This window comes from Variovorax sp. RKNM96, from assembly GCF_017161115.1.
Classification (GTDB): domain Bacteria; phylum Pseudomonadota; class Gammaproteobacteria; order Burkholderiales; family Burkholderiaceae_C; genus Variovorax.
Genome location: NZ_CP046508.1, coordinates 4,792,860 through 4,814,470 on the forward strand (window position 1 = coordinate 4,792,860; position 21,611 = coordinate 4,814,470).

Annotated in this window: 20 protein-coding genes; 11 read left to right on the plus strand and 9 right to left on the minus strand. The window is 68.0% G+C overall.

The features are described 5' to 3' along the window. Positions 1 to 69 precede the first annotated feature (69 nt). A complete protein-coding gene (locus GNX71_RS22190) occupies positions 70 to 441 on the minus strand; it encodes a hypothetical protein (protein WP_206174416.1) in 372 nt (123 codons plus the stop codon). Between the two features lie 160 nt (positions 442 to 601). Here GNX71_RS22190 and GNX71_RS22195 point away from each other — a divergent pair, with 160 nt between their 5' ends. Both GNX71_RS22195 and GNX71_RS22200 read left to right on the plus strand, forming a co-directional pair. Further along, positions 602 to 1,279, plus strand: a complete 678-nt coding sequence (locus GNX71_RS22195) for a heavy metal response regulator transcription factor (protein ID WP_176656377.1) — start codon at positions 602 to 604, stop codon at positions 1,277 to 1,279. Further along, entirely contained in the window at positions 1,276 to 2,598 is a 1,323-nt protein-coding gene (locus GNX71_RS22200) for a heavy metal sensor histidine kinase (RefSeq protein WP_206174417.1), read from the plus strand. The genes GNX71_RS22195 and GNX71_RS22200 overlap by 4 nt, the downstream gene beginning before the upstream one ends. Positions 2,599 to 2,607: 9 nt before the next feature. Here GNX71_RS22200 and GNX71_RS22205 read toward each other — a convergent pair whose 3' ends face one another. Both GNX71_RS22205 and GNX71_RS22210 read right to left on the minus strand, forming a co-directional pair. After that, positions 2,608 to 3,882 (minus strand): cation:proton antiporter, encoded by a 1,275-nt coding sequence (locus GNX71_RS22205; protein WP_206174418.1) that lies wholly within the window; start codon positions 3,880 to 3,882, stop codon positions 2,608 to 2,610. A 31-nt stretch (positions 3,883 to 3,913) separates the two neighbouring features. After that, on the minus strand, positions 3,914 to 4,252 hold the full coding sequence (locus GNX71_RS22210) for a helix-turn-helix domain-containing protein (protein WP_206174419.1): 339 nt from the start codon (positions 4,250 to 4,252) through the stop codon (positions 3,914 to 3,916). Between the two features lie 118 nt (positions 4,253 to 4,370). On the opposite strand from GNX71_RS22210, the gene GNX71_RS22215 reads away from it, so the two are divergent. Further along, positions 4,371 to 4,949, plus strand: a complete 579-nt coding sequence (locus tag GNX71_RS22215; protein ID WP_206174420.1) for a carboxymuconolactone decarboxylase family protein — start codon at positions 4,371 to 4,373, stop codon at positions 4,947 to 4,949. 3 nt (positions 4,950 to 4,952) lie between these two features. On the opposite strand, the gene GNX71_RS22220 is transcribed toward GNX71_RS22215, so the two are convergent. Beyond that, entirely contained in the window at positions 4,953 to 7,256 is a 2,304-nt protein-coding gene (locus GNX71_RS22220) for a heavy metal translocating P-type ATPase (protein ID WP_206174421.1), read from the minus strand. Between the two features lie 72 nt (positions 7,257 to 7,328). Here GNX71_RS22220 and cadR point away from each other — a divergent pair, with 72 nt between their 5' ends. Beyond that, positions 7,329 to 7,802 (plus strand): Cd(II)/Pb(II)-responsive transcriptional regulator, encoded by a 474-nt coding sequence (gene cadR, locus GNX71_RS22225; RefSeq protein ID WP_206174422.1) that lies wholly within the window; start codon positions 7,329 to 7,331, stop codon positions 7,800 to 7,802. A gap of 70 nt (positions 7,803 to 7,872) precedes the next feature. Here cadR and GNX71_RS22230 read toward each other — a convergent pair whose 3' ends face one another. Together GNX71_RS22230 and GNX71_RS22235 are read right to left on the minus strand one after the other, a co-directional pair. After that, positions 7,873 to 8,742 (minus strand): NmrA/HSCARG family protein, encoded by an 870-nt coding sequence (locus GNX71_RS22230; RefSeq protein WP_206174423.1) that lies wholly within the window; start codon positions 8,740 to 8,742, stop codon positions 7,873 to 7,875. A gap of 61 nt (positions 8,743 to 8,803) precedes the next feature. After that, entirely contained in the window at positions 8,804 to 9,751 is a 948-nt protein-coding gene (locus GNX71_RS22235; protein ID WP_206174424.1) for an NADP-dependent oxidoreductase, read from the minus strand. Positions 9,752 to 9,853: 102 nt separating this feature from the next. On the opposite strand from GNX71_RS22235, the gene GNX71_RS22240 reads away from it, so the two are divergent. Beyond that, positions 9,854 to 10,729, plus strand: a complete 876-nt coding sequence (locus GNX71_RS22240; RefSeq protein WP_206174425.1) for a LysR family transcriptional regulator — start codon at positions 9,854 to 9,856, stop codon at positions 10,727 to 10,729. A 54-nt stretch (positions 10,730 to 10,783) separates the two neighbouring features. Here GNX71_RS22240 and GNX71_RS22245 read toward each other — a convergent pair whose 3' ends face one another. The 3 genes from GNX71_RS22245 to GNX71_RS22255 all read right to left on the minus strand — a co-directional run bounded on the left by GNX71_RS22245 (position 10,784) and on the right by GNX71_RS22255 (position 13,737). Further along, positions 10,784 to 12,025: an MFS transporter gene (locus GNX71_RS22245; protein ID WP_206174426.1), complete on the minus strand. Its 1,242-nt coding sequence runs from the start codon at positions 12,023 to 12,025 to the stop codon at positions 10,784 to 10,786. Between the two features lie 119 nt (positions 12,026 to 12,144). Further along, positions 12,145 to 12,915 carry a serine O-acetyltransferase gene (gene cysE, locus GNX71_RS22250; RefSeq protein WP_206174427.1) on the minus strand — a complete coding sequence of 257 codons (771 nt, stop codon included), beginning with the start codon at positions 12,913 to 12,915 and terminating at the stop codon, positions 12,145 to 12,147. A gap of 78 nt (positions 12,916 to 12,993) precedes the next feature. After that, a complete protein-coding gene (locus GNX71_RS22255; protein ID WP_206174428.1) occupies positions 12,994 to 13,737 on the minus strand; it encodes an RNA methyltransferase in 744 nt (247 codons plus the stop codon). A 131-nt stretch (positions 13,738 to 13,868) separates the two neighbouring features. Between GNX71_RS22255 and GNX71_RS22260 the strand changes: the two genes are divergently transcribed. From GNX71_RS22260 to GNX71_RS22285, 6 genes are all read left to right on the plus strand, one after another. After that, the gene (locus GNX71_RS22260) at positions 13,869 to 14,918 is read left to right on the plus strand and encodes an inositol monophosphatase family protein (protein WP_206174429.1); all 1,050 of its coding nucleotides are present in this window, start codon (positions 13,869 to 13,871) and stop codon (positions 14,916 to 14,918) included. Continuing rightward, positions 14,918 to 17,155 (plus strand): FUSC family membrane protein, encoded by a 2,238-nt coding sequence (locus tag GNX71_RS22265; RefSeq protein WP_206174430.1) that lies wholly within the window; start codon positions 14,918 to 14,920, stop codon positions 17,153 to 17,155. Before GNX71_RS22260 ends, GNX71_RS22265 begins: the two co-directional genes overlap by 1 nt. Beyond that, the gene (locus tag GNX71_RS22270; RefSeq protein WP_206174431.1) at positions 17,155 to 18,237 is read left to right on the plus strand and encodes a mechanosensitive ion channel domain-containing protein; all 1,083 of its coding nucleotides are present in this window, start codon (positions 17,155 to 17,157) and stop codon (positions 18,235 to 18,237) included. Before GNX71_RS22265 ends, GNX71_RS22270 begins: the two co-directional genes overlap by 1 nt. Before the next feature lie 64 nt (positions 18,238 to 18,301). Continuing rightward, positions 18,302 to 18,769, plus strand: coding sequence for a helix-turn-helix transcriptional regulator (locus tag GNX71_RS22275; RefSeq protein WP_206174432.1), 468 nt, complete (start codon positions 18,302 to 18,304; stop codon positions 18,767 to 18,769). Between the two features lie 10 nt (positions 18,770 to 18,779). Next, on the plus strand, positions 18,780 to 19,190 hold the full coding sequence (locus GNX71_RS22280; protein WP_206174433.1) for a VOC family protein: 411 nt from the start codon (positions 18,780 to 18,782) through the stop codon (positions 19,188 to 19,190). 30 nt (positions 19,191 to 19,220) lie between these two features. Then, on the plus strand, positions 19,221 to 21,608 hold the full coding sequence (locus GNX71_RS22285) for an excinuclease ABC subunit UvrA (RefSeq protein ID WP_206174434.1): 2,388 nt from the start codon (positions 19,221 to 19,223) through the stop codon (positions 21,606 to 21,608). Positions 21,609 to 21,611 lie beyond the last annotated feature (3 nt).

A 21,611-nucleotide genomic window follows, 5' to 3' on the forward strand; every position in this document is an offset into this window, starting at 1 on the left:
GGACGGACGAATTCGGCGAGAGCTCAGCTGATGAAAGGGATCAGTGGTGGGGGGTGTTCTCTCGCCGAATCAGAGGGCGAGAGTCCGTGCGGGGCGCACGGGGACTTCGGAAACATGCGAAACGAAACGCTCTTCCGTTCCGGCATGCAGCACCTGGGGCAGCTGCACCGCGCCGACGGCATCGCCAGTCGCCATGTCCACATGCTGCGCAGCGCCGAAGTGGCTGACGATGCAGTGGCCGACAGCGCCGTTCGGCTGCGTGGTGGTGTCTTGCTTGGCGCCGTCGGTGTGCGTGCGGTCGGTGCGGTTGGGCTCGTCCTGGTGGTGGCCCCAGTGCTCGGGCTGCGTGTCGCGTTCGTGCTGGCAATAGGCGGCCGACGCCGCCCAGCTGAGCTGGAACGGAAAGAGGAGCAGCAGAAAGATCAGGAGCCAGCGACGCATGAGCCAAAAAGTATATCGAGCGGGGTGTGACGCCCCGCTCTGAAAGGCCCTGCGGTTCGAGGGCCCGGCGCAATGTATGACGCGAGGGTTCGGCTTTGTCTGTCAATAGGATTACTAAATGGTAACCAGTGTTTTGAGAGGTATTGGGTACGATCTCCCGATGCGCATTCTTGTCATCGAAGACGAGCCCAAACTGGGCGATTACCTTAAAAAAGGGCTGGAGGAAAACGGGTACGTCGTCGACATCGCCCGCGACGGCATCGAAGGCCGATACCTCGCCACCGAGGGAGAGTACGCACTGGTCCTGCTCGACGTGATGCTGCCCGGCATCGACGGCTTCGCCGTGCTCCAGGCGATTCGCCGCACGAAGAACGTCCCGGTGCTGGTGCTCACCGCACGCGACAAGGTCGAAGACCGCGTGCAGGGCCTGCAGCAAGGCGCCGACGACTACCTCGTCAAACCCTTCTCCTTCTCCGAGTTGCTGGCCCGCGTGCAGGCGCTGCTTCGGCGCGGCAAGGCGCAGGACTCCACCGTGCTGCGTCTGGCCGACCTCGAGCTCGACATGGCCAGCCGCAAGGTGTTTCGCAACCGCGTGCGGCTCGACCTCACGGCCAAGGAGTTCACCCTGCTCGTGGTGCTGCTGCGCCGGCGCGGCCAGATTCTCTCGCGCACCACGCTCGCCGAGCAGGTGTGGGACATGAACTTCGACAGCGACACCAATGTGGTGGAAGTGGCCATCCGGCGCCTGCGCAGCAAGATCGACGACCCGTTCGAGGTGAAGCTGCTGCACACGGTGCGCGGCATGGGCTACGTGCTGGAAGACCGATCCTGGGCATGAGCCCCCGGCCGCAATCGATACAGAGCCGCCTGTCGCTCTGGTTCGCCGCGCAGACGCTGTTCGGGCTCAGCGTGATCTGCCTGGCCATCTACCTGGTGACGGCCTGGAACTTCGGCGAGAAACAGGAGGACGAACTCGACCAGAAAGCGGTGCTGGTGGAGCACCTGCTGAAGGAGGCCGAAAAAGGTGGCGACCTCGTCTTCCTCCGGCACAAGCTCGACGACTTCTTCTCGATGCAGGACGACGTGAGCCTGTCGATCTCCCATGCGGGCAAACAGCTCTTCGAGTCGCGGCCGACCGCCGGTGGCCGCTGGCTGCGCCGCGACCTGACCGTGCCCTGGCAGCAAGGTGGCCTGACAACCAGCTTGCAGGTGCAACTCGGCGTGAACGTGGCGCAGGAAGCACGCTTGCTCGAACGGCTCGCATGGACGCTGCTCGGCGCCGTGGTGCTGGGCACCGCGCTGGTGTCGCTCACAGGCATGTGGCTGGTGCGGCGCGGCCTGCGCCCGCTGAAGGCGCTGGCCGACCGGACCGCGGCCATGGCGCCCGATAAAGCCAACCAGCCGATCGATGCGCTGGCTTTCGCCGAGGAACTGCGGCCGTGGATCACGCAGTTCAATGCACTGCTGCTGCGCGTGCAACGCGCGTACGTGCAGCTCGAATCCTTCAACGCCGACGTGGCGCACGAGCTGCGCACGCCGCTCGCCAACCTGATCGGCTCGACCGAACTCGCGCTCACGCGGCAACGCTCCAACGAAGAGTTGCAGGGCGTGCTGACCTCCAACCTCGAGGAGATCGGCCGGCTCTCGGGCATCGTCACCGACATGCTGTTTCTCTCGAAGGCCGACCGCGGCACCTCGACGCGCTCGCGCGCCGTCGTGAGCCTCGCGGCGCAGGCGCGCGACGTGATCGACTTCTACGACGCGATGCTCGACGAGGCGGGGCTGAAGGCCGAAGTGGCCGGTGATGCGATGGCCGACGTGGATGCCTCGCTCGTGCGCCGCGCGCTCTCCAATCTGCTGGGCAATGCGATCCGCTTCGCGGCGCCGGCGTCGACCATCCGCATCGAGATGGCGGAAGGCAGCGACGAATTCACGCTCTCGGTCGTGAACCGCGGCGACCCGATCGATCCGGCTGCGCTCCCCCGCCTGTTCGAGCGCTTCTATCGCGCCGCGCAGGCCCGCGACGGATCGACACGGCACCACGGGCTGGGCCTTTCCATCGTCGAGGCCATCGCGCGCATGCACGGCGGGCGCGTGTTCGCGTCGAGCGAAGGCGGGGAAACGCGCATCGGCTTCACCGTGCGCCGGAACGGCTGAAGCAAACGCTCAGGGCTTGGCGTGCGCCTCGGCTTCGACCGGGGCCGCCACATCGGCCGCCGGCTTCGTCTTGCGGCCGATGCACAAGGTCATCAGCGGCCCGGTCATTGCGGTGGTGGCGAGCGCCATCACCAGCAGCATCGTGAACAGCTCGGGGCCGATCAGGCCCACGTCGAAGCCGATCTTGATGACGATCAGCTCCATCAGCCCGCGCGCATTCATCAGCGAGCCGGTGGCCATGCTGTCGCGCCAGCTGTAGCCCGCCATGCGCGCGCCGGCCGCGCCGCCGGCGATCTTGCCGAAGGTGGCCACGCCGATGATCAGCAGCATTGCGCCCAAGCTCGCACCCGTGAAAGCGCTGGCAGTGGTGCCCAGCCCGGCAAGCGCGAAGAACAGCGGCATCAGCACGACGATGGAAATGGGCTCGATGCGTTCGCTCAGCGACCGCAGGAGGCGATCGTCGCGCGGCAGGCAGGCGCCGAACAGGAAGGCGCCGAACACCGCGTGCAGGTGCAGCCATTCGGTGAGCAGCGCGGTGACCAGCAGGCCGATCATCAGCGAGGCCATCACCGTGGTCGAAGGCTCGCCGTCGGGCGCCTTCACGCGCAGCAGCCAGGCAAAGGCCGGCTTCAGCCCCAAGAACAGGAAGGCCAGCATCACCACCACGCCGACCGTGATCTTGACGAGGCCCGTGTAGCCTTCGCCTGCCCCCACCAGCGCCACCACGAAGGCCAGCAGGATCCAGGCGAACACGTCGACCACCGCCGCGGCGCTGAGCGACAGCTGGCCGAAGGAGGTGCGCGTCATGCCGCGGTCCTTGAGGATGCGCGCCATGACGGGAAAGGCGGTGATGGACAGCGCCGCCGCCATGAAGAGCGCGAATGGCCAGAACGCGACACCGGCCGGCGCGAGCGTGGGATACAGCGTCGGCGAGATCGCCAGGCCCAGCGCCAACGGCACGATCACGCTGAGCACGCCCACGGCGCCCGCCGCCTTGAGTTGCGCGCGCATGTTCTGCGAAGCGCGCAGCTCCAGCCCGACGACGAACATGAACAGCACCAGCCCCACCGTCGACAGCGACGAGAGGCCCTGCAGCAGGTCCTTGCCGAACAGCTGCGCATGCAGCGAAGGAAAGAGTGCTCCCATCACTGCCGGCCCGAGCATCAGGCCCGCGGCCATTTCGCCCACCACGCTCGGCTGGCCCAGGTAGCGCAGCACCCAGCCACAGATGCGCGCGGTGGTGAGGATGACGACGAGTTGCAGCAGCAGGGTGGTGACTGACATGGCGGATCAAGGCGGGAAAAGAAGGCCGATGTTAGTTCTCTTCGCCCGGCACGATCCAGCGGTTGGCCCACTGGTTGAGCGGTGTCAGCCGCTTGACGAGTTCGCCGCCCGCCTCGGTGAGCAGGTAGCCCGTGCCCGAGAGGTCGACGACGCCCGCCGCGCGAAGCTCCTTCAGCCGGTCGTTCAGCACCGAGGGCGACATCTGGTCCGTGCTCACCCGCAGCGCCCTGAAGCTCTGCGGCAGGCCGTCGCGCAGCTCCCACAGGATGCGCAGCGTGCCCTTGCGGCCCAGTTGCTCCAGCAACTGCATGATCGGCCGCCGCGCCGCGGTGGGCGCAGGCTGCGAAGTCGATGCTTCTTCGTTTTCCATGTCGTGCTTCCGGTGATCGAATGGCCCTTATTGCGCTACGGATTGCGTAGCGATAGACTGCGCCGGATCGCTACGATTTCCGTAGCGATTTCAACGCATTCTACGAAGGATTCCGACAATGACGACCGCCGCCCGGCAGAGCGCTCGCGCGCCTCGCATTCCACCGCTCGAAGCGCCCTTCCCCGAACCGATCGCCGACCTGCTGACGCGAATGAATCCACCCGGAAGGCCCGAGATACTCGCGCTCTTCCGCGTGCTCGCCATCAACCCGGAGCTCGCAGAGCGGACGCTGGGGCTGGGCCGCTACCTGCTGGGTCGGAAGGCCGCCGTCAGCCTGCGCGACCGCGAGGTGGTGATCACGCGCGCCTGCGCCCGCTGCGGCGCCGAGTACGAATGGGGCGTGCACGTTGCAGCTTTCGCTGATGCGGCAGGGTTCAATGCGGTCGAGCGGCGCGTGATGGCGTCGATGGACGAAGACGTGGAACTGCTCGCGCCGCGCGACCGGCTGCTGGTGCAGCTCGTCGATCAGTTGCACGACACGAGCCATGTGGACGATGCGCTCTGGGATGCATTGAGCGCGCACTGGAGCCATGCGCAGCTCATCGAGCTGATGATGATCGCGGGGTGGTACCACGCGGTCAGCTATGTGTGCAATGCGGCGCGCGTGCCATTGGAGACGTGGGCAGCGCGCTGGTAGGCCTCAGCCTTGGTTTTTCTCGGCTCGCATCAACCGCAGCCCGTTCGCCACCACCAGCAGGCTCGCGCCCATGTCGGCGAACACCGCCATCCACATCGTCGCGCTCCCGAACACCGCGAGCACGAAGAACACGCCCTTGATGCCGAGCGCGAGCGTGATGTTCTGCCACAGCACCGCGTGCGCGCGGCGCGAGAGGCGGATGGCCTCGGGAATGCGGCGCAGGTCGTCGTTCATGATGACCACGTCGGCCGCTTCCATCGCGGTGTCGGTGCCCGCGCCGCCCATGGCGAAGCCGATGTCGGCCTGCGCGAGCGCCGGTGCGTCGTTGATGCCGTCGCCGGTCATCGCGACGGCGCCGTAGCGTTCCTGCATGGCCTTGATCGCGCCGAGCTTTTCCTCGGGCAGCAGGTTGCCGCGCACGTCCTCGATGCCGGCGTGGGCGCCGATGGTCCTGGCGGTTGCGGCGTTGTCGCCGGTGAGCATCACCGGCACGACGCCCAGGGCGCGCAGCTCGGCCACTGCGGCTTGCGACGATTCCTTGATGGTGTCGGCCACGGCGAACAGCGCAAGCACCGCCTGGCTCGATGCGAGCAGCGTCACAGTGCGACCCGCTTCTTCGTGGCGCTTGAGTTCGGCTTCGAGCGCCGGCGTGCACAGGCCCTTCTCCTCGATCAGCCGGTGGTTGCCGAGCATGTAGGGCTGCCCCGCCAGCACAGCCTGCACGCCGCGGCCCGGCAGCGCGGTGAAGTCGCCGACTTCTTCGCGCTCGCCCTTCAGGCCCGCGGCAATGGCCTTCGACACCGGATGGTCCGAGCGGCCCGCGATGCTCGCGGCCATCGCGAACACCGCCGCCTCGTTGCCCGATGCATCGAGCAGCATCGACTCGACCAGCTTCGGCTTACCTTCGGTGATGGTGCCCGTCTTGTCGAGCGCCACCGCCTTGAGCTTGCGTGCTTCTTCGAGATAGGTGCCGCCCTTGATCAGGATGCCGCGCCGCGCCGCCGATGCGAGCGCGCTCACGACCGTGACGGGCGTCGAGATCACCAGCGCGCACGGGCAGGCGATGACCAGCAACACCAGCGCCTTGTAGAGGGCCTGAAGCCAGGTCCAGTCCATGAACAGCGGCGTGAACAGCGCGATCGCCAGCGCCAGCACGAAGACCGTGGGCGTGTAGATGGCGGCGAATTTATCGACGAAACGCTGCGTGGGCGCGCGCGTGCCTTGCGCTTCCTCGACCGCGTGGATGATGCGCGCAAGCGTGGTGTTGGCGGCCACCGCCGTGACCCGGAACTCCAGCGCGGCGGTCTGGTTGATGGTGCCCGCGAAGACCGGGTCGCCCACGGTCTTGTCGACCGGAATGCTCTCGCCCGTGACCGGCGCCTGGTCGATGGCGCTGAGGCCCGCGGTCACCACGCCGTCGAGCGGCACGCGCTCGCCGGGACGGATGCGCGCGATGGCATCGAGCACCACGGTGTCGGCCATCACGGTCTGCCAGCTGCTGTCGGGCTGCTTCACCTCGGCCTGTTCGGGCGCAAGCGCGAGCAGGCTCTGGATCGCATTGCGGGCACGGTCCACGGCGCGCGCTTCGATGAGCTCGGCGATGGCATAGAGCGCCATCACCATCGCCGCCTCTGGCCACTGGCCGATGACGAAGGCGCCGGTCACGGCGACGGCCATCAGCGCGTTGATGTTGAGGCGGCCGCGCAGCAGTGCGCCGAAGCCCTTCTTGTAGGTGTCGAGGCCCGCCAGGCCGATGGCTGCGAGCGCAAGCCCCATCTCGGCGGCCATGAAGCCCATGCCGTCCAGGGCCAGGAAGGAGATCGACTCGGCCGCGATGGCCAGCACCAGTGCGGCGACGAGGCGCGCGAGGCCTGTGCTCATTCCCGCGATGCGCGCAGGGGCGGCCGGGGCGGCCGTGTCACCGACAGGCTCGGGCTTGAAGCCGGCCTTGCGGATCGCATCGAGCGCATGGGGCAGCGCGCCGTCGTCGGCCGTGATGGCCATCGTGCGCTCGCCGAGGCGAAAGCGCAGCCCCTGAATGCCGGCCACTGGCTCGAGCGCGCGGCGGATTTCGGACTCCTCGACCGCACAGTCCATCGTGGGAATGCGAAAGAGCAAGGCGCCTTTGGGAACGTCGGAGGTGTCCACGGCGGCGGACGACGAACCGCAGACCGGGCTGCCGCAGCAGGCCGTTTCGGCATGGGCGTGGGCATGGACGTGCGCAGGCTCATGCGAGTGATCGTGACCATGGTCGTGGTCATGATGGAGGGCCGGCGTCACGGGCTTCAGGGCGTTCTGGTTCGTCATGAAGGCAATTGGAAACCCTGAAGCAGGTGTAGAGTCAAACGCAGAATCCCTTCACTTTCGATTTGCCGCATCATGAAAATCGGTGAACTGGCCAAGGCCGCGAACACGCCGGTCGAAACCATCCGGTACTACGAGCGCGAGCAGTTGCTGCCCGAACCCGCGCGCACCGACGGCAACTACCGCATCTACGACGACGAGCACGCCCAGCGCCTGGGCTTCATCCGGCGCTGCCGCTCGCTGGACATGACGCTCGACGAAATCCGCAGCCTGCTGAAATTCCGCGACGCGCCGCAGGACGATTGCGGCCAGGTCAACCAGCTGCTGGACGACCACATCGGCCACGTGGCCGCGCGCATCGCCGAACTGAAGACGCTCGAAAAGCAATTGAAGGCACTGCGCCTGCAGTGCTGCGGGCCGGAGTCGGCGAGTGCCTGCGGCATCCTGCAGGAGTTGGACACCGCCGCACTCGCGCCCGAGACCTTCGGGCAGCACGCGGGGCATGTGCATGGGTCGCTGCACAACACGGCGGGGAAGCGGCCAGGTTGAGGGGTGCATGCAGGGCAATGCTTCCGCCGGCAACCGCTGCCACACGGAACGGACACCCGAGGCGCGCAGCCTACGATGCGGCAACGGTCTCCTTGACGAAGTCGGAGTACTTGCGCAGGGGACGCCCGAGGATGGCCTGCAGGCGATCCGCTGCGCCGTCCGCGCCATGCATGCCGAACTTCTGGATGCCCGCCATCATCAGGCGCATGTCGTAGGCAAGCCAGGACGGTCCCAATGCGGCCATCTGTGCTTCGAAGGCCGCCACGTCGTCCCCGCCGTAGGCCACTTCACGACCGAGTGCGGCGCTCCAGACCTCGGCCACCGATTCGCCAGTCAACCGCTCGGGCCCGACCAGCTCCAGCGTCACGCGTGGCAACGGTGCGGCCGCGAGGTCGCGGCGCAGCAGTTCGGCGACGGCGACGTCCGCGATGTCTCGCGCATCGATCATCGCGACGCCCGAGGAGCCGATCGGCATCGGGTAGACGCCGTAGCCCTGGATCACCTGCTGGACCATGCGCTCGTTCTGCATGAAGTAGGCCGGCCGGAGGATGGTCGCGGGAATGTCGAGGCTCTCGATCATTCGCTCGACCGTGTGCTTGCCGGTGAAGTGCGGCACATCGGTGAACTTGTCCGCGTGAATGACCGAGAGGTAGACGATGCGCTCGATGCCAGCCTCGCGCGCCAGGCTCAGCGCAACGAGGGCCTGCGTCACTTCGTCGGGCGTGACGGCGTTCAGCAGGAACAGCGTGCGCACCGACGACAGCGCCGCGCGCATCGAAGGCACGTCGGTCAGGTCGCCGACGACCTCCTTGACGCCGGCCGGGAAGCTCTGCTTTCCGGGCGTGCGGACGAAGGCGCTGACTTCGGCGCCGGCACGGGCCAGGCCTTGGACGACCAGGGAACCGATGGTGCCGGTGGCACCGGTGACGAGGATGCTCATGGAAAAATCTCCAGGGGGTTGAAGGAAACGGGTTGAAGGGGAAAAGAGGTAACGAGGTCGATCAGCGCGAGAAATCCGCAACGACCTTGCCAATGCGCGGATCGGTGCGATTGCGTTCGATGGCCGCGGGGATGTCGTCGAAGCCCACGACTTCGTCGAGCTTCGAGATCAGCGCGCCTTGGGCGATTTCCATCGCCAGCCGCTCCAGGAGCGCGGTGTCCGGCTTGCTCATGAACCACAGCCCGCGCCTGCCAGAAGGCGTGCGTGCCAGGATGTCCGGCGAGGACGTGCCGACGATCGCGCCGTCCTTCGTCAGCACCTGCCACGAGCGATCGAGCACTTCGCCGCCGACGTAGTCGAGCACCAGGTCGATGTCCCGCGCGACCGATTCGAAGCGTTCGGTGCGGTAGTCGATGACGTGGTCCGCGCCCAGGCTGCGCACGTATTCGACGTGCGCGGTCGACGCCGTTGCGAAGACTTCGGCGCCCGCCCGCTTGGCGTACTGCACCGCATAGCCGCCCAGCCCGCCCGCTGCGCCGTGGACCAGGATTCGCTGGCCTGCGGCAATCGGACCTGCGTGATGCAAGCTTTGCCAGGCTGCCACGGACGCCACCGGGATGGCGGCCGCATGAACGTCGTCCAGGTCTTGCGGCGTGCGCACGAGCTTCACCTCGTCGACCGCCACGAACTCGGCATAGGCACCCGGGCCGCCAAGCGGCCCCATGACGCGATCGCCGATGCGAAAACGCGTGGCGCCGGGGCCCAGCGCTTCGACGACGCCAGCCAGTTCGATGCCCAGCACGGCGGGAAGTTGAAGCGGGAAAGCATCTTTGACGAAGCCTTCGCGCACCTTCCAGTCGATGCCGTTCACGCCGGCGGCCCGGACGCGGACCAGGACCTGGCCCTGTCCGGCCATAGGCCTCGCGATCTCGGCGACCTCGGCGGCGGCAGCGCCGCCATAGGTCCGGATCAGCACAGCGCGTTGCGTGTCGTTGAGGGTGGTGGTCATTTCAGTTTCTCCTGTTGAGTTGCGATGGGGAGAAGATAGGCCGTTGCATTGGTAAAACAAAGACCAGAAAATGAAGACACCTCGTTTCAAATCCGGAACACCATGGACCTGAACGCACTGAGCGACTTCGCGCTCGTCGCAATGAACGGCGGCCTCGGCAAAGCAAGCCGCGCGAGCGGCCGATCGAAGGCGACGCTGTCCCGGCGCATCGCCGACCTGGAAGAGCAGCTCGGCGTGCGGCTCATCGAGCGCAGCGCCCGCGGGCTCAAGCTCACGGAAGCCGGGCAGATGCTGATGGACCGCACCGAAGGGCCGATGCACGAAGTGGCCGACGCCATGACGTCCGCGCGCGAGGGCTTGTCGGTGCCGCGCGGGCGCTTGCGCATCGCTTCGCCGGTGCTGTTCTCTCAACTCGCGATGGGGCGCATCTCCGCCGAGTTCTGCACGGCCTACCCGGAGGTCAGCTGCGAAGTGGTGGCGGACGATCGCCTGGTCGACCTCATCGAGGAGCAGTTCGATGCCGCGATCCGGATCAATCCAGCCCCGGACAGCAGCCTCGTGGGCCGGTGCTTCGCCAAGGACCGGCTGGTGGTCGTGGCCGCGCCCTCGGTGCCCATGCCGAAGCCAGGCAAGGTCAGCCCGGTCCCCGCCATCGTTTCAACGAGCTTTCAAGACGGGAATTGGACGCTCGACGACGGACGCCTGGTCCTGGAGCCGATCCCACGGCTGAGGCTTTCCTCGTTCCTGATGATTCGCGACGCTGCGATCGCCGGCGCCGGCGCTGCCCTGATGCCGCAGTCCATCGCGTGGAACCAATTGACGCGCGGAGAACTGGTTCAGTGGGGCATGGTTTCAGGCGTGGAGGTCGCGCTCTGGGTCCTGCATACATCGAGGCGACTGCCCGCGCCCAAGGTTCGGGCGTTCGTCGACTTCATGCGCGCGCAGTATCCGCAGGGGTCGCTCGTGCTGAACGGCTAGAAGACGGCAGGTGGCACTGGCTCGTCCTTCGCCCGTGTTCGTTGTCGGGCGGGACTAGCTCGCCACTCCCCGCCCCTTGCCACCCGCACTCGCATGCCGCGGAATCCAATATCCCAGCATCCCCGCCGCAGCAAAGGCGATCAGCCCGGTCACCGCGATCCCCGCAGCCAGCGACAAACCACCCGCCAGCAGAGACAGCAGCGCCGGCCCGCACGAAGAGCCGATGTCGGACATCAAGCGCCATATGCCAAGGAAATGCGCGCGCCCGTGGCGCGGCGAGTGGTCGGCGCCCAAGGTCATGATCATTCCCGAGCCGATGCCGTTGCCGAAACCGATCGCCAGCGAAGCGATCAACAGCGTCACGACGCCGGACGTGAGGGGCATCAGCAGCATCGCCAGCCCCATGATCAGCATCGACGGCACCGCGACCCAGCGCCTGCCCTTCCTGTCCATCACCTTGCCGGCCGGATAGAACACCAGCATGTCGACCCCGCCCGCCAGGCCGTAGATCAGCGAAGCCACCGAGGGCGCCAGCATCAGGTGGTCGGCCCACAGCGGGATCACGGCCTGGCGCGAAGCGCGCACCGCACTGACCAGGACCACGCCGACACCGAGCGTGAGGAACACATGGCGATGGTCCTTCAGCGTCGAGACGATGGAAGTCGAGGCCGGTGCGGCCTGCCCGGCCGGGACCGGTGGCGCCTCCAGGTCGGGGATGCGCGCGCCGATGGCCGCGGCCGCCATCACCGCCACGATGCCGACCACATAGGCCGCCGACAGGCCGAAGGCATGCACCGCCCCGGCCGCCAGAAAGGGCCCCGCGAACATGCCGATGCGCATGACGCCGCCCAGCGTCGACAGCGCCCGCGCGCGGTATTCGATGGGCACCGCCTCGGTCATGTAGCTCTGGCGCGCCAGGTTGTAGACCGCCTGCGACATGCCCACCATGAAGCAGCCCGTGGCGAACAGGCCCAGGTGCGAGGTCAGCACGCACAGGAGCATGCCGAGGCCGCTCCACACGCCCGCCGCGACGATGGCCCAGCGCTCGCCCCAGCGCATGGTGATCATCGAGGCCGGGATGTTGTTGAAGAGCGATCCGATCCCGATCATCGCGATGACCAGAGCGGCCATGGGCACGGAAGCGCCCAGGTCGCGCGCCGTCAGCGGCACGATCGGCAGGATGGCGCCCTCGCCCAATCCGAACAGCAGCGAGGGCGCAAAGGCCGGGATGGCGATGCGCCACAGGGAGAACGAGGGCGTGGAGGACGAAGTCGACGCGGCGGGCGGAGATGACATGGGGAGAGCGGTCGGTTTCTTGCCACCGCACGCCGGGTGGTCAAAGGCGCCGCGATTGTCTCGCCGATGCCCGACCTCTGCTGGCAGTCGGGATCAGGGCCACCCGCCCGGGAGGCGCGCTACTTCCCCACCAGCTGCGTCAGCTTCTCCGCCTCGAAGCTTCCGTCGCGCGCCGCATCCCCAGGCACGCAATCCTTGGTCCCGGGCTGGGCCGACAGCTTCTCGATCGCCTGCCACAGCAGCGCGATCTGGTGTTCCTGGCTCGAGGCGTTGTCGATCAGGCCGCGCATGGCCTGGCTCAATGGGTCGTCGTCCTGCGTGATGCCGTAGGCCGAAAACTTCTGCGGCTCGGACACGTCGGCGCTCTCGCCGGTCTTCGACGGAATGATGCGTGCGGGAATGCCCACCGCCGTCGCCCCGGCCGGCACCGGCTTGATGACGACCGCGTTGCTGCCGATCTTGGCGCCGTCGCCGACGACGAAGCCGCCCAGCACCTTGGCACCCGCGCTCACCACCACGTTCTTTCCCAGCGTCGGATGGCGCTTGGTGCCCTTGTAGAGCGAGGTGCCGCCCAGCGTCACGCCCTGGTAGATGGTGCAGCCGTCGCCGATCTCTGCCGTCTCGCCGACCACCACGCCCATGGCATGGTCGAAGAACACGCGCTCGCCGATCTTCGCGGCCGGATGGATCTCGATGCCGGTCATCCACCGCGCGCAGTGCGCGATGAAGCGGGCGGGCCACTTGAATCCGTGCGTCCAGCAGGCGTGCGCCCAGCGATGCAGCACCACGGCGTGAAAGCCCGGGTAGACCGTCATCACTTCCCAGGCGCTGCGGGCGGCCGGGTCGCGTTCGAGGATGCACCGGATGTCGGCGCGCAGTCGAGAGAACATCGCTGCCCTTGTTGTCGTTATATCGATAGTGGGCGGGCAGTCTAAAGCCCGGTGTCTTCGCGTACTTTCGATGGGGTTTTAGCTCGCAGAGCCGCCCTTGGGGCCCTTGGCCGCATCGGTCATGGCCTTGGCGATGCCGCGCAGGATGTGGATTTCCTCGGGCGTCGGCTGGGCCCGGTTGAACAGTTGCTGCAGCCGCGGCATCAGCTTCTTGGGCGCGGCCGGGTCGAGAAAACCGATGTCCACCAGCGAGCGCTCCCAGTGGTCGAGCATGCCCGCCACCGACTGCGCATCGGCCGCCTGCACGGGGGCCGTGGCGTCGCGCACCTCGTAGCCGCCCAATGCCAGCCGCCATTCATAGGCCACCACCTGGATCGCCGCGCCCAGGTTGAGCGAGCCGAATTTCGGATCGGTGGGAATGCTCAGGGCAACGTTGCAGCGGTAGACGTCTTCATTGCGCATGCCGAAACGCTCCGAGCCGAACAGGAAGGCGACGTGCTGCGCATCGCCCGTTTTCGCCAGCGGCTCCAGGTGCTCCCGCGGCGTGCGGGTGGGCGGGCCGAAGTCGCGCGGAATCATCGCCGTGGCGCACAGATGGGTCACCCCGTCGAGCGCTTCGTCCAGCGTTTCGACGATGCGGGCGTTGGTCAGCACGTCCAGCGCACCGCTCGCGCGCTGGATGGTTTCTTCCCGCCGCAGCACGTTGGCCCAGCGCGGCGCCACCAGCACGAGGTCGTCGAAACCCATGGTTTTCATGGCGCGGGCGGCGGCGCCCACATTGCCGGCGTGGCTGGTCTGGATCAGGATGAAACGGGTGCGCATGGGGGGTTTGGAGACACTAACGGGCAGAGCCGGTAAAATGCCCGATTCTCGCCGCCCGCATCGCCGGGTCGCAGGGTCGCCAAGAGTTCGCATTTTGGGGACCACTCCCACCGTTCTTCTCACAATCCAGAATGTCGTCCCCCAACCTGCATCCCATGCTCAATGTGGCCGTCAAGGCCGCACGCGCCGCCGGCGCCATCATCAACCGCGCCGCCCTCGACGTCGAGTCCGTGCGCATCTCGCAAAAGCAGGTCAACGACTTCGTCACCGAAGTCGATCACGCCAGCGAGAAAGCCATCATCGAAACGCTGCTTGGCGCATACCCGGGGCACGGCATCCTGGCCGAAGAATCGGGCACCGAATACGGTGCAAAAGACTCCGATTACGTCTGGATCATCGATCCGCTCGACGGCACCACCAATTTCATCCACGGCTTCCCGGTCTATTGCGTGTCGATCGCGCTGTCGGTGCGCGGCAAGATCGAGCAGGCGGTCATCTACGACCCGAGCCGCAACGACCTCTTCACCGCCACCAAGGGCCGCGGCGCCTACATGAACGACCGGCGCATCCGCGTCTCCAAGCGCACCCGCCTCTCCGAGTGCCTGGTGTCCACGGGCTTCCCGTTCCGCACCGGCGACAACTTCAAGCAGTACCTGGCCATCATGGCGGACATGATGCCCCGCATGGCGGGCCTGCGCCGCCCCGGCGCCGCCGCGCTCGACCTGGCCTACGTGGCGGCCGGCTTCACCGACGCCTTCTTCGAGACGGGCCTGAACCCCTGGGATGTGGCCGCGGGTTCGCTGCTGGTCACCGAGGCCGGCGGCCTCATCGGCAACTTCACGGGCGAGCCCGACTTCCTCGAGCAGCGCGAGTGCCTCGCCGGCGCCCCGCGCATCTACGGCCAGATCGTGCCGCTGCTCGCCAAGTACTCGAAGTTCGCCAACGTGGACGACAAGCTGCGCGCCAGCGACCGCGTGCGCGCCGTGTCGGCCTCGACCAAGTCGAACGCCGACGACGCTTCGGTCGACCTCTACGCCCGCAGCACGGTGGTCGATTTCGCCGACGAAGCGGCCGAGGGCGAAGCGCCTGCCGTGGCCGCCAAGCCCGTGCAGCGCAAGCTCACGCGCATCCGCCGCGAGGCCCCTTCCAGCCCCTCCGAGGGCGACGCTTCCGCCAAGTGATGTTCGGCCCCCGCGCCGCCGACCGCATCCGAGCCGCGCTGCGCATCGCGCTGAGCCACTACGTGGCCAGCGGCCTCACGGTCGCGCTGGGCCTGCTGTTCATCTCGGGCGGCGTACACCTCTGGCTCGGCACCATCGCCGCATCGGCCGCGGCCACCGGCGTGATCGTCACCGCGCCGCCCGACCTGCCCGGCCCGCGCCGCGGCAAGTTCTTCCAGATGCTGCCGGCACCGCTCATCGGCCTGCCGCTCTTCTTCGCTGTGCAGATGCTGCACAGCGCGCCGATCCGCCTCGGGCTCCTGCTGGTGCCGGCCACCTTCATGGCCTTCCTGGCCATGGCCTGGGGCAAGCGCGGCATTCCGATCGCCATCGCGGTGATGTTCTCGATGGTCTTCTCGATGGCCACGCCCGCACCAGTGGACATGGCCGAGGCCGTGCTGCGCACCTGGCACTTCGGGCTGGGCGCTGGCCTCTACGTGATCTGGGCGACGCTCGCCAACCTCGTGCTCAACGGGCGCTTTCGCACCCAGTCGGTGGCCGACGTGCTGTATTCGCTGGCCGCGCTGATGCGCACCGAGGCCGGCCAGTTCACCCCGCAGGACGAGACACGCGACATCCGCGACACCCCCGCCCCGGTGCTGGGCCAGCTGCTGCGCGAACAGGCCGCGCTGGCCGACCAGCTGCAGGCCACGCGCGACATCGTGCTCGAATCGCCCCGCACGCCGCGCCGCCAGCGCCTGGCGGCCATGCTGGTGATCGTGCTGGAGATGCGCGACCAACTCCTCGCGAGCGAGCTCGACCTCGAAGCGCTCCTGGCCCACCCGGCCCATGCCGACGCGCTGATGGAAATGCGCCGCGTGCTCGAAGAGCTTTCCGACGAAACCGTCGCCCTCGCGGACGCGCTCATGCTGCGCCGCCACCCCGACCCGGTGACCGACCGCCGCCCGCGCCTTGCGGCCATCCATGTCTCGGCGGACGACGAGCACCACCACGGCCAGCCGGGCCCCACGGCCGCGATGCTCGCGCGCGGCCTTGCCAGCCGCATCGGCCACATCAACGACGAGGTGCTGCGCCTCTCGGCCATGGCGCGCGGCGATGCCGAGCCCAACCTGGCCGTGGTGCGCGCCAACTGGCAGCTTTTCGTGAGTCCGACCGACTGGTCGTGGCGCCCCTTCTTCACGCTGTGGCGCTGGGACCAGCCGCCGCTGCGCCACGCGATCCGCGCGGCGCTCGCCATCGCGGCCGGCTACGCCATCGCGGTGTCGATGCCCTGGGGCTCGCACGACTACTGGATCCTCCTGACCATCGTGGTGGTGCTGCGCGGCAGCCTCTCGCAGACGCTGGAGCGGCGCAACGCCCGCGTGGCCGGCACGCTGCTGGGCTGCGTGCTCGCGGTGGGGCTGCTCTCGGCGCACCCTTCGGCGCTGTGGCTGCTGGTCATCGTGACCGTGGCGCAAGCCATTGCCCACAGCTTCGCGGTGCGGCGCTACCTCATCACCGCGGTGGCCGCCACGGTGCTGGGCCTCGTGCAGGCGCACATGCTGAACACCGGCACCGCGCCCATCTTCGCGCTCTTCGAGCGCATCGCCGACACGCTCATCGGCGCCGCGCTCGCCTGGGGCTTCTGCTATGTGCTGCCCTCGTGGGAGCGCACGCAGATCCCGGCGCTGGTGGCGCGCGTGCTCACCGCGCAGGCGCGGCATGCCCGGCTCGCGCTGGGCCTCGGCCAACTGCAGGCCATCGACAGCAGCCCCGAGCTCGAATGGCGGCTCGCCCGCCGCGAGGCCTTCGACAGCCTCTCGGCGCTCGTGCAGGCCACCCAGCGCGCGCTGTCCGAGCCGCGCGCGGTGCAGCCGCCGCTCGAGCCGCTCGAACACCTGCAGGCCCACAGCTACCAGATGCTCGCGCAGCTGAGCGCCGTGAAATCGATGCTGGTGCTACGGCGCGACCGCCTCACGCCGGGCGAGGTCGAGGGCCCGCTCGCACGCACCGCGCAGCGCATCGAGGCCGCCATCGGAACTACTCCGACCACCGGCCCCTCTCAACCCGAGAGCCTGGGCTCGACCGCCGTGGGCGGCCCAATCCCGCTGCCCGATCCGTTCGACAACGACATCAGCCCCTGGCTGCTGCGGCGCCTGGACCTGGCGACGGCTCTTTCCACGCAGCTGCGCGACGACGCGGCGCGCATTCTTCAACACCTGAACGAGACAACAGAAACAGCGACCACCCCCGCCTGATGACCCGAGAGATTCTTGCCCACCCCTGGTTCGGCACCTGGCTTGCCGTCCTCATCGCCGTCCCGCTCGCTCTTCTGGTCCACCGCATCGGCGGGCTCGTTCTCGGGCGCATCACGCGGCCTGCACCCGCGGTGCATGCGATGGTCGTCAACTGCCAGTCGCCCGCGCGGCTGGTGCTGCCGCTGGTGGCGTTGCTGCTGATCTTCCAGGCCGCGCCCGACGACCTGCGCTTTATCGCCAGCGTGCGGCATCTGAACGGCCTGCTGCTCATCGCCGCGACCACCTGGCTCATCGTGCGCGCCATCAGCGGTTTCGCCGACGGCGTGCTGGCGCAGCACCCTTCCGACGTGGCCGACAACCTGCAGGCGCGCCGCGTGCTCACGCAAACCCGCGTGCTCGCGCGCACCGCCATGTCGGTGGTCATCGTGGCCGGCGGCGCGATGATGCTCATGACCTTTCCGGGCGCGCGCCAGGTCGGCGCGAGCCTCCTGGCCTCGGCCGGGGTGATCGGCATCGTGGCCGGCCTTGCGGCCAAGCCGGTCTTCAGCAACCTCATTGCGGGCCTGCAGATCGCGCTGGCGCAGCCGATCCGCATCGACGACGTGCTGGTGGTCGAGGGCGAATGGGGCCGCGTGGAAGAGATCACCGGCACCTTCGTGGTGGTGCGCATCTGGGACGACCGGCGCCTGATCCTGCCGCTCACTTATTTCATCGAGAAGCCGTTCCAGAACTGGACGCGCCACTCGGCGCAGCTGCTCGGCTCGGTGTTCATCTACGTCGACTACGGCATGCCGCTCGCGCCGCTGCGCGCGGAGGCCGAGCGCATCGTGAAGGCCGCGCCCGAGTGGGACGGCCGCTTCTTCAACCTGCGCGTGACCGACGCCACCGAGCGCACGATGCAGGTCCGCGTGCTGTGCACCGCCGCCACCTCGGGCCTGGCCTTCGACCTGCGCTGCAGCGTGCGCGAAGGGCTCATCGACTTCATGCAGCGCGAGTATCCGCAGCACCTGCCGAAGATGCGCGTCGAGGCCGATCCGGCGATGACCGCGGCAACGCAAGTCCAGGGCCCGGCCGCGGCCTGACAACAACCCCGCGCAGCGCGGGGCCGGCTTGAGCACTTCGGTGCGCCATGGCACGATCCCGCGGATGACCAGCAGACCCACCGAAGCGCAGCACCTGCGCGATCTTGCCAGGCTGCGCCGCGTACGCGACCGCATCGACCGCGACTACGCGCAGCCGCTGGACGTGGAGACGCTCGCGCGCGACGCGGGCATGTCGGCCGGCCACCTGAGCCGCCAGTTCCGCATCGCCTATGGCGAGCCGCCCTACTCCTATCTCATGACGCGGCGCGTCGAGCGCGCGATGGCGCTGCTGCGGCGCGGCGACATGAGCGTGACCGAGGTGTGCTTTTCGGTCGGCTGCGGCTCGCTGGGCACCTTCACCACCCGCTTCACCGAGCTGGTGGGTGTGCCGCCCGGCGTCTACCGGCGGCAGGACGCGAACGCGACCGAGGGCATTCCGTCGTGTGTGGCCCGGCAGGTGACGCGACCGATCAGGAATCGAGAAGCGCCGGAACCCGACCCGCAACTAGCATCGGCGCCCCAACCTACCTAGAACCACTGCCATGAACATCACCATCCACTCGAGCTTCCTTCCGCACACCGATCCGGAGACCTCCCTCGCCTTCTACCGCGACACCCTCGGCTTCGAGGTGCGCAACGACGTCGGCTACGAGGGCATGCGCTGGATCACGGTCGGCCCCGTGGGCCAGCCCGCGATCTCCATCGTGCTGTATCCGCCGACCGCCACGCCCGGCATCACCGCCGACGAGCGCCGCACCATCGCCGAGATGATGGCCAAGGGCACCTACGCGACGATTCTCCTGGCCACCAAGGACCTCGACGGCGCCTTCGCGAAACTGCAGGCCGGCAAGGCCGAGATCGTCGAGGAGCCGACCGACCAGCCCTACGGCGTGCGCGACTGCGCGGTGCGCGACCCGGCGGGCAACATGATCCGCATCCAGCAACTGCGCTGACCCACCCAACAAGAAAACGATGGAGACCTGATGAGCAAAGCTCCGAAGAAGGACACGCCGAAGAACACCCCCCACGCCGCCGACCACCACGACATGATCCGCGTGCAAGGCGCGCGCGTGAACAACCTCAAGGACATCAGCGTCGAGCTTCCCAAGCGCCGGCTCACGGTGTTCACCGGCGTCTCCGGCTCGGGCAAGAGCTCCCTGGTCTTCGGCACCATCGCCGCGGAATCGCAGCGGCTCATCAACGAGACCTACAGCGCCTTCGTGCAGGGCTTCATGCCCACCCTTGCGCGACCCGAGGTCGATGTGCTCGACGGCCTCACGACCGCGATCATCGTGGACCAGGAGCGCATGGGCGGCGATCCGCGCTCCACCGTCGGCACCGCGACCGATGCCAACGCGATGCTGCGCATTCTCTTCAGTCGCCTCGGCAAGCCGCACATCGGCTCGCCCGGCGCCTTCGCCTTCAACGTGCCCTCGGTGAAGGCGACCGGCGCCATCATCGTGGAGCGCGGCGCGAGCAAGACGGTGAAGCAGACCTTCAACCGCACCGGCGGCATGTGCCCGCGCTGCGAGGGCCGGGGCGCCGTGACGGACTTCGACCTCACCGCGTTCTACGACGACAGCAAGTCGCTCAACGAAGGCGCGCTCACCATTCCGGGCTTCAGCATGGAGGGATGGTACGGCCGCATCTTCAACGGCTGCGGCTTCTTCGACCCCGACAAGCCGATCCGCAAGTTCACGAAGAAGGAGCTCGACGCCCTGCTGCGCATGGAGCCGACCAAGATCAAGGTCGACGGCATCAACCTCACCTACCAGGGCCTGATTCCGCAGGTACAGAAGTCCTTTCTCGCGAAGGACCTCGATGCGATGCAGCCGCACATCCGCGCCTTCGTGGAACGCGCGGTCACCTTCAGCACCTGCCCCGAATGCAACGGCACGCGGCTGAGCGAAGGCGCACGCTCATCGAAGATCAAGAAGATCAACATCGCCGATGCCTGCGCGATGCAGATCAGCGACCTCGCCGAATGGGTGCGGGGCCTGGACGAACCCTCGGTCGCGCCGCTGCTCGAGAAGCTCGCGCACACGCTCGACTCGTTCGTGGAAATCGGCCTCGGGTACCTGAGCCTCGACCGCCCCTCGGGCACGCTCTCGGGCGGCGAGGCGCAGCGCACGAAGATGATCCGGCACCTGGGCTCCTCGCTCACCGACGTGACCTACGTCTTCGACGAGCCCACCATCGGCCTGCACCCGCACGACATCCAGCGCATGAACGGCCTCTTGCTGCGGCTGCGCGACAAGGGCAACACCGTGCTCGTGGTGGAGCACAAGCCCGAGGCCATCGCCATCGCGGACCACGTCGTGGACCTCGGGCCCGGCGCGGGCTCGGCAGGCGGCACCATCTGCTTCGAGGGCACGGTCGACGAACTGCGCGCCAGCACCACCCTCACCGGCCGGCACCTGGACGACCGCGCCACGCTCAAGAAGAAGGTGCGCACGCCCATCGGCAAGCTGCCGATCCGCGGCGCGAAAGCGCACAACCTGCGCAACGTGAGCGTCGACGTGCCGCTCGGCGTGCTCGTCGTCGTGACCGGTGTGGCGGGTTCGGGCAAAAGCTCGCTCGTGCACGGCTCCATTCCTGCCGGTGCGGGCGTGGTGTCGGTCGACCAGGGTTCGATCCGCGGCTCGCGGCGCAGCAACCCTGCGACCTACACCGGGCTGCTCGATCCGATCCGCAACGCATTCGCCAAGGCCAACGGCGTGAAGCCTGCGCTCTTCAGCGCCAACTCCGAAGGCGCGTGCCCTGCGTGCAACGGCGCGGGCGTCATCTACACGGACCTCGCGATGATGGCCGGCGTGGCCACGGTCTGTGAAGAGTGCGAAGGCAAGCGCTTCCACGCCTCGGTGCTGGAACACAAGCTCGGCAAGCGCGACATCAGCGAAGTGCTCGCCATGTCCGTCACCGAGGCCACCGAGTTCTTCGGCGCAGGCGATGCACGCACCCCGGCCGCGCACGCCATCCTCGCGCGGCTCGCCGATGTCGGCCTCGGCTACCTCAGCCTTGGGCAGCCGCTCACCACGCTCTCGGGCGGCGAGCGGCAGCGGCTCAAGCTGGCCACGCACATGGCCGAGAAAGGCGGCGTCTACGTGCTCGACGAGCCGACCGCCGGCTTGCACCTGGCCGATGTCGAGCAACTGCTCGGCCTGCTCGACCGGCTGGTCGATGCGGGCAAGTCGGTCATCGTGGTGGAGCACCACCAGGCGGTGATGGCGCATGCGGACTGGATCATCGACCTCGGGCCCGGCGCGGGCCACGACGGCGGAAAGATCGTGTTCGAAGGCACGCCGGCCGAGCTCGTCAAGGCGCGCGCCACGCTCACAGGCAAGCACCTCGCGGCATACGTCAGCGGTTGATCG

Bases quoted from the DNA above. Each gene is read 5' to 3' on its own strand.
- GNX71_RS22285 (WP_206174434.1), top strand. From the start codon at position 19,221: ATGAGCAAAGCTCCGAAGAAGGACACGCCGAAGAACACCCCCCACGCC.
- GNX71_RS22260 (WP_206174429.1), top strand. From the start codon at position 13,869: ATGTCGTCCCCCAACCTGCATCCCATGCTCAATGTGGCCGTCAAGGCC.
- GNX71_RS22255 (WP_206174428.1), bottom strand. From the start codon at position 13,737: ATGCGCACCCGTTTCATCCTGATCCAGACCAGCCACGCCGGCAATGTG.
- GNX71_RS22210 (WP_206174419.1), bottom strand. From the start codon at position 4,252: ATGGAAAACGAAGAAGCATCGACTTCGCAGCCTGCGCCCACCGCGGCG.
- GNX71_RS22270 (WP_206174431.1), top strand. From the start codon at position 17,155: ATGACCCGAGAGATTCTTGCCCACCCCTGGTTCGGCACCTGGCTTGCC.
- GNX71_RS22230 (WP_206174423.1), bottom strand. From the start codon at position 8,742: ATGAGCATCCTCGTCACCGGTGCCACCGGCACCATCGGTTCCCTGGTC.
- GNX71_RS22190 (WP_206174416.1), bottom strand. From the start codon at position 441: ATGCGTCGCTGGCTCCTGATCTTTCTGCTGCTCCTCTTTCCGTTCCAG.
- GNX71_RS22275 (WP_206174432.1), top strand. From the start codon at position 18,302: ATGACCAGCAGACCCACCGAAGCGCAGCACCTGCGCGATCTTGCCAGG.
- GNX71_RS22195 (WP_176656377.1), top strand. From the start codon at position 602: ATGCGCATTCTTGTCATCGAAGACGAGCCCAAACTGGGCGATTACCTT.
- GNX71_RS22240 (WP_206174425.1), top strand. From the start codon at position 9,854: ATGGACCTGAACGCACTGAGCGACTTCGCGCTCGTCGCAATGAACGGC.
- GNX71_RS22205 (WP_206174418.1), bottom strand. From the start codon at position 3,882: ATGTCAGTCACCACCCTGCTGCTGCAACTCGTCGTCATCCTCACCACC.
- GNX71_RS22215 (WP_206174420.1), top strand. From the start codon at position 4,371: ATGACGACCGCCGCCCGGCAGAGCGCTCGCGCGCCTCGCATTCCACCG.
- cadR (WP_206174422.1), top strand. From the start codon at position 7,329: ATGAAAATCGGTGAACTGGCCAAGGCCGCGAACACGCCGGTCGAAACC.
- GNX71_RS22200 (WP_206174417.1), top strand. From the start codon at position 1,276: ATGAGCCCCCGGCCGCAATCGATACAGAGCCGCCTGTCGCTCTGGTTC.
- GNX71_RS22235 (WP_206174424.1), bottom strand. From the start codon at position 9,751: ATGACCACCACCCTCAACGACACGCAACGCGCTGTGCTGATCCGGACC.
- GNX71_RS22245 (WP_206174426.1), bottom strand. From the start codon at position 12,025: ATGTCATCTCCGCCCGCCGCGTCGACTTCGTCCTCCACGCCCTCGTTC.
- cysE (WP_206174427.1), bottom strand. From the start codon at position 12,915: ATGTTCTCTCGACTGCGCGCCGACATCCGGTGCATCCTCGAACGCGAC.
- GNX71_RS22280 (WP_206174433.1), top strand. From the start codon at position 18,780: ATGAACATCACCATCCACTCGAGCTTCCTTCCGCACACCGATCCGGAG.
- GNX71_RS22220 (WP_206174421.1), bottom strand. From the start codon at position 7,256: ATGACGAACCAGAACGCCCTGAAGCCCGTGACGCCGGCCCTCCATCAT.
- GNX71_RS22265 (WP_206174430.1), top strand. From the start codon at position 14,918: ATGTTCGGCCCCCGCGCCGCCGACCGCATCCGAGCCGCGCTGCGCATC.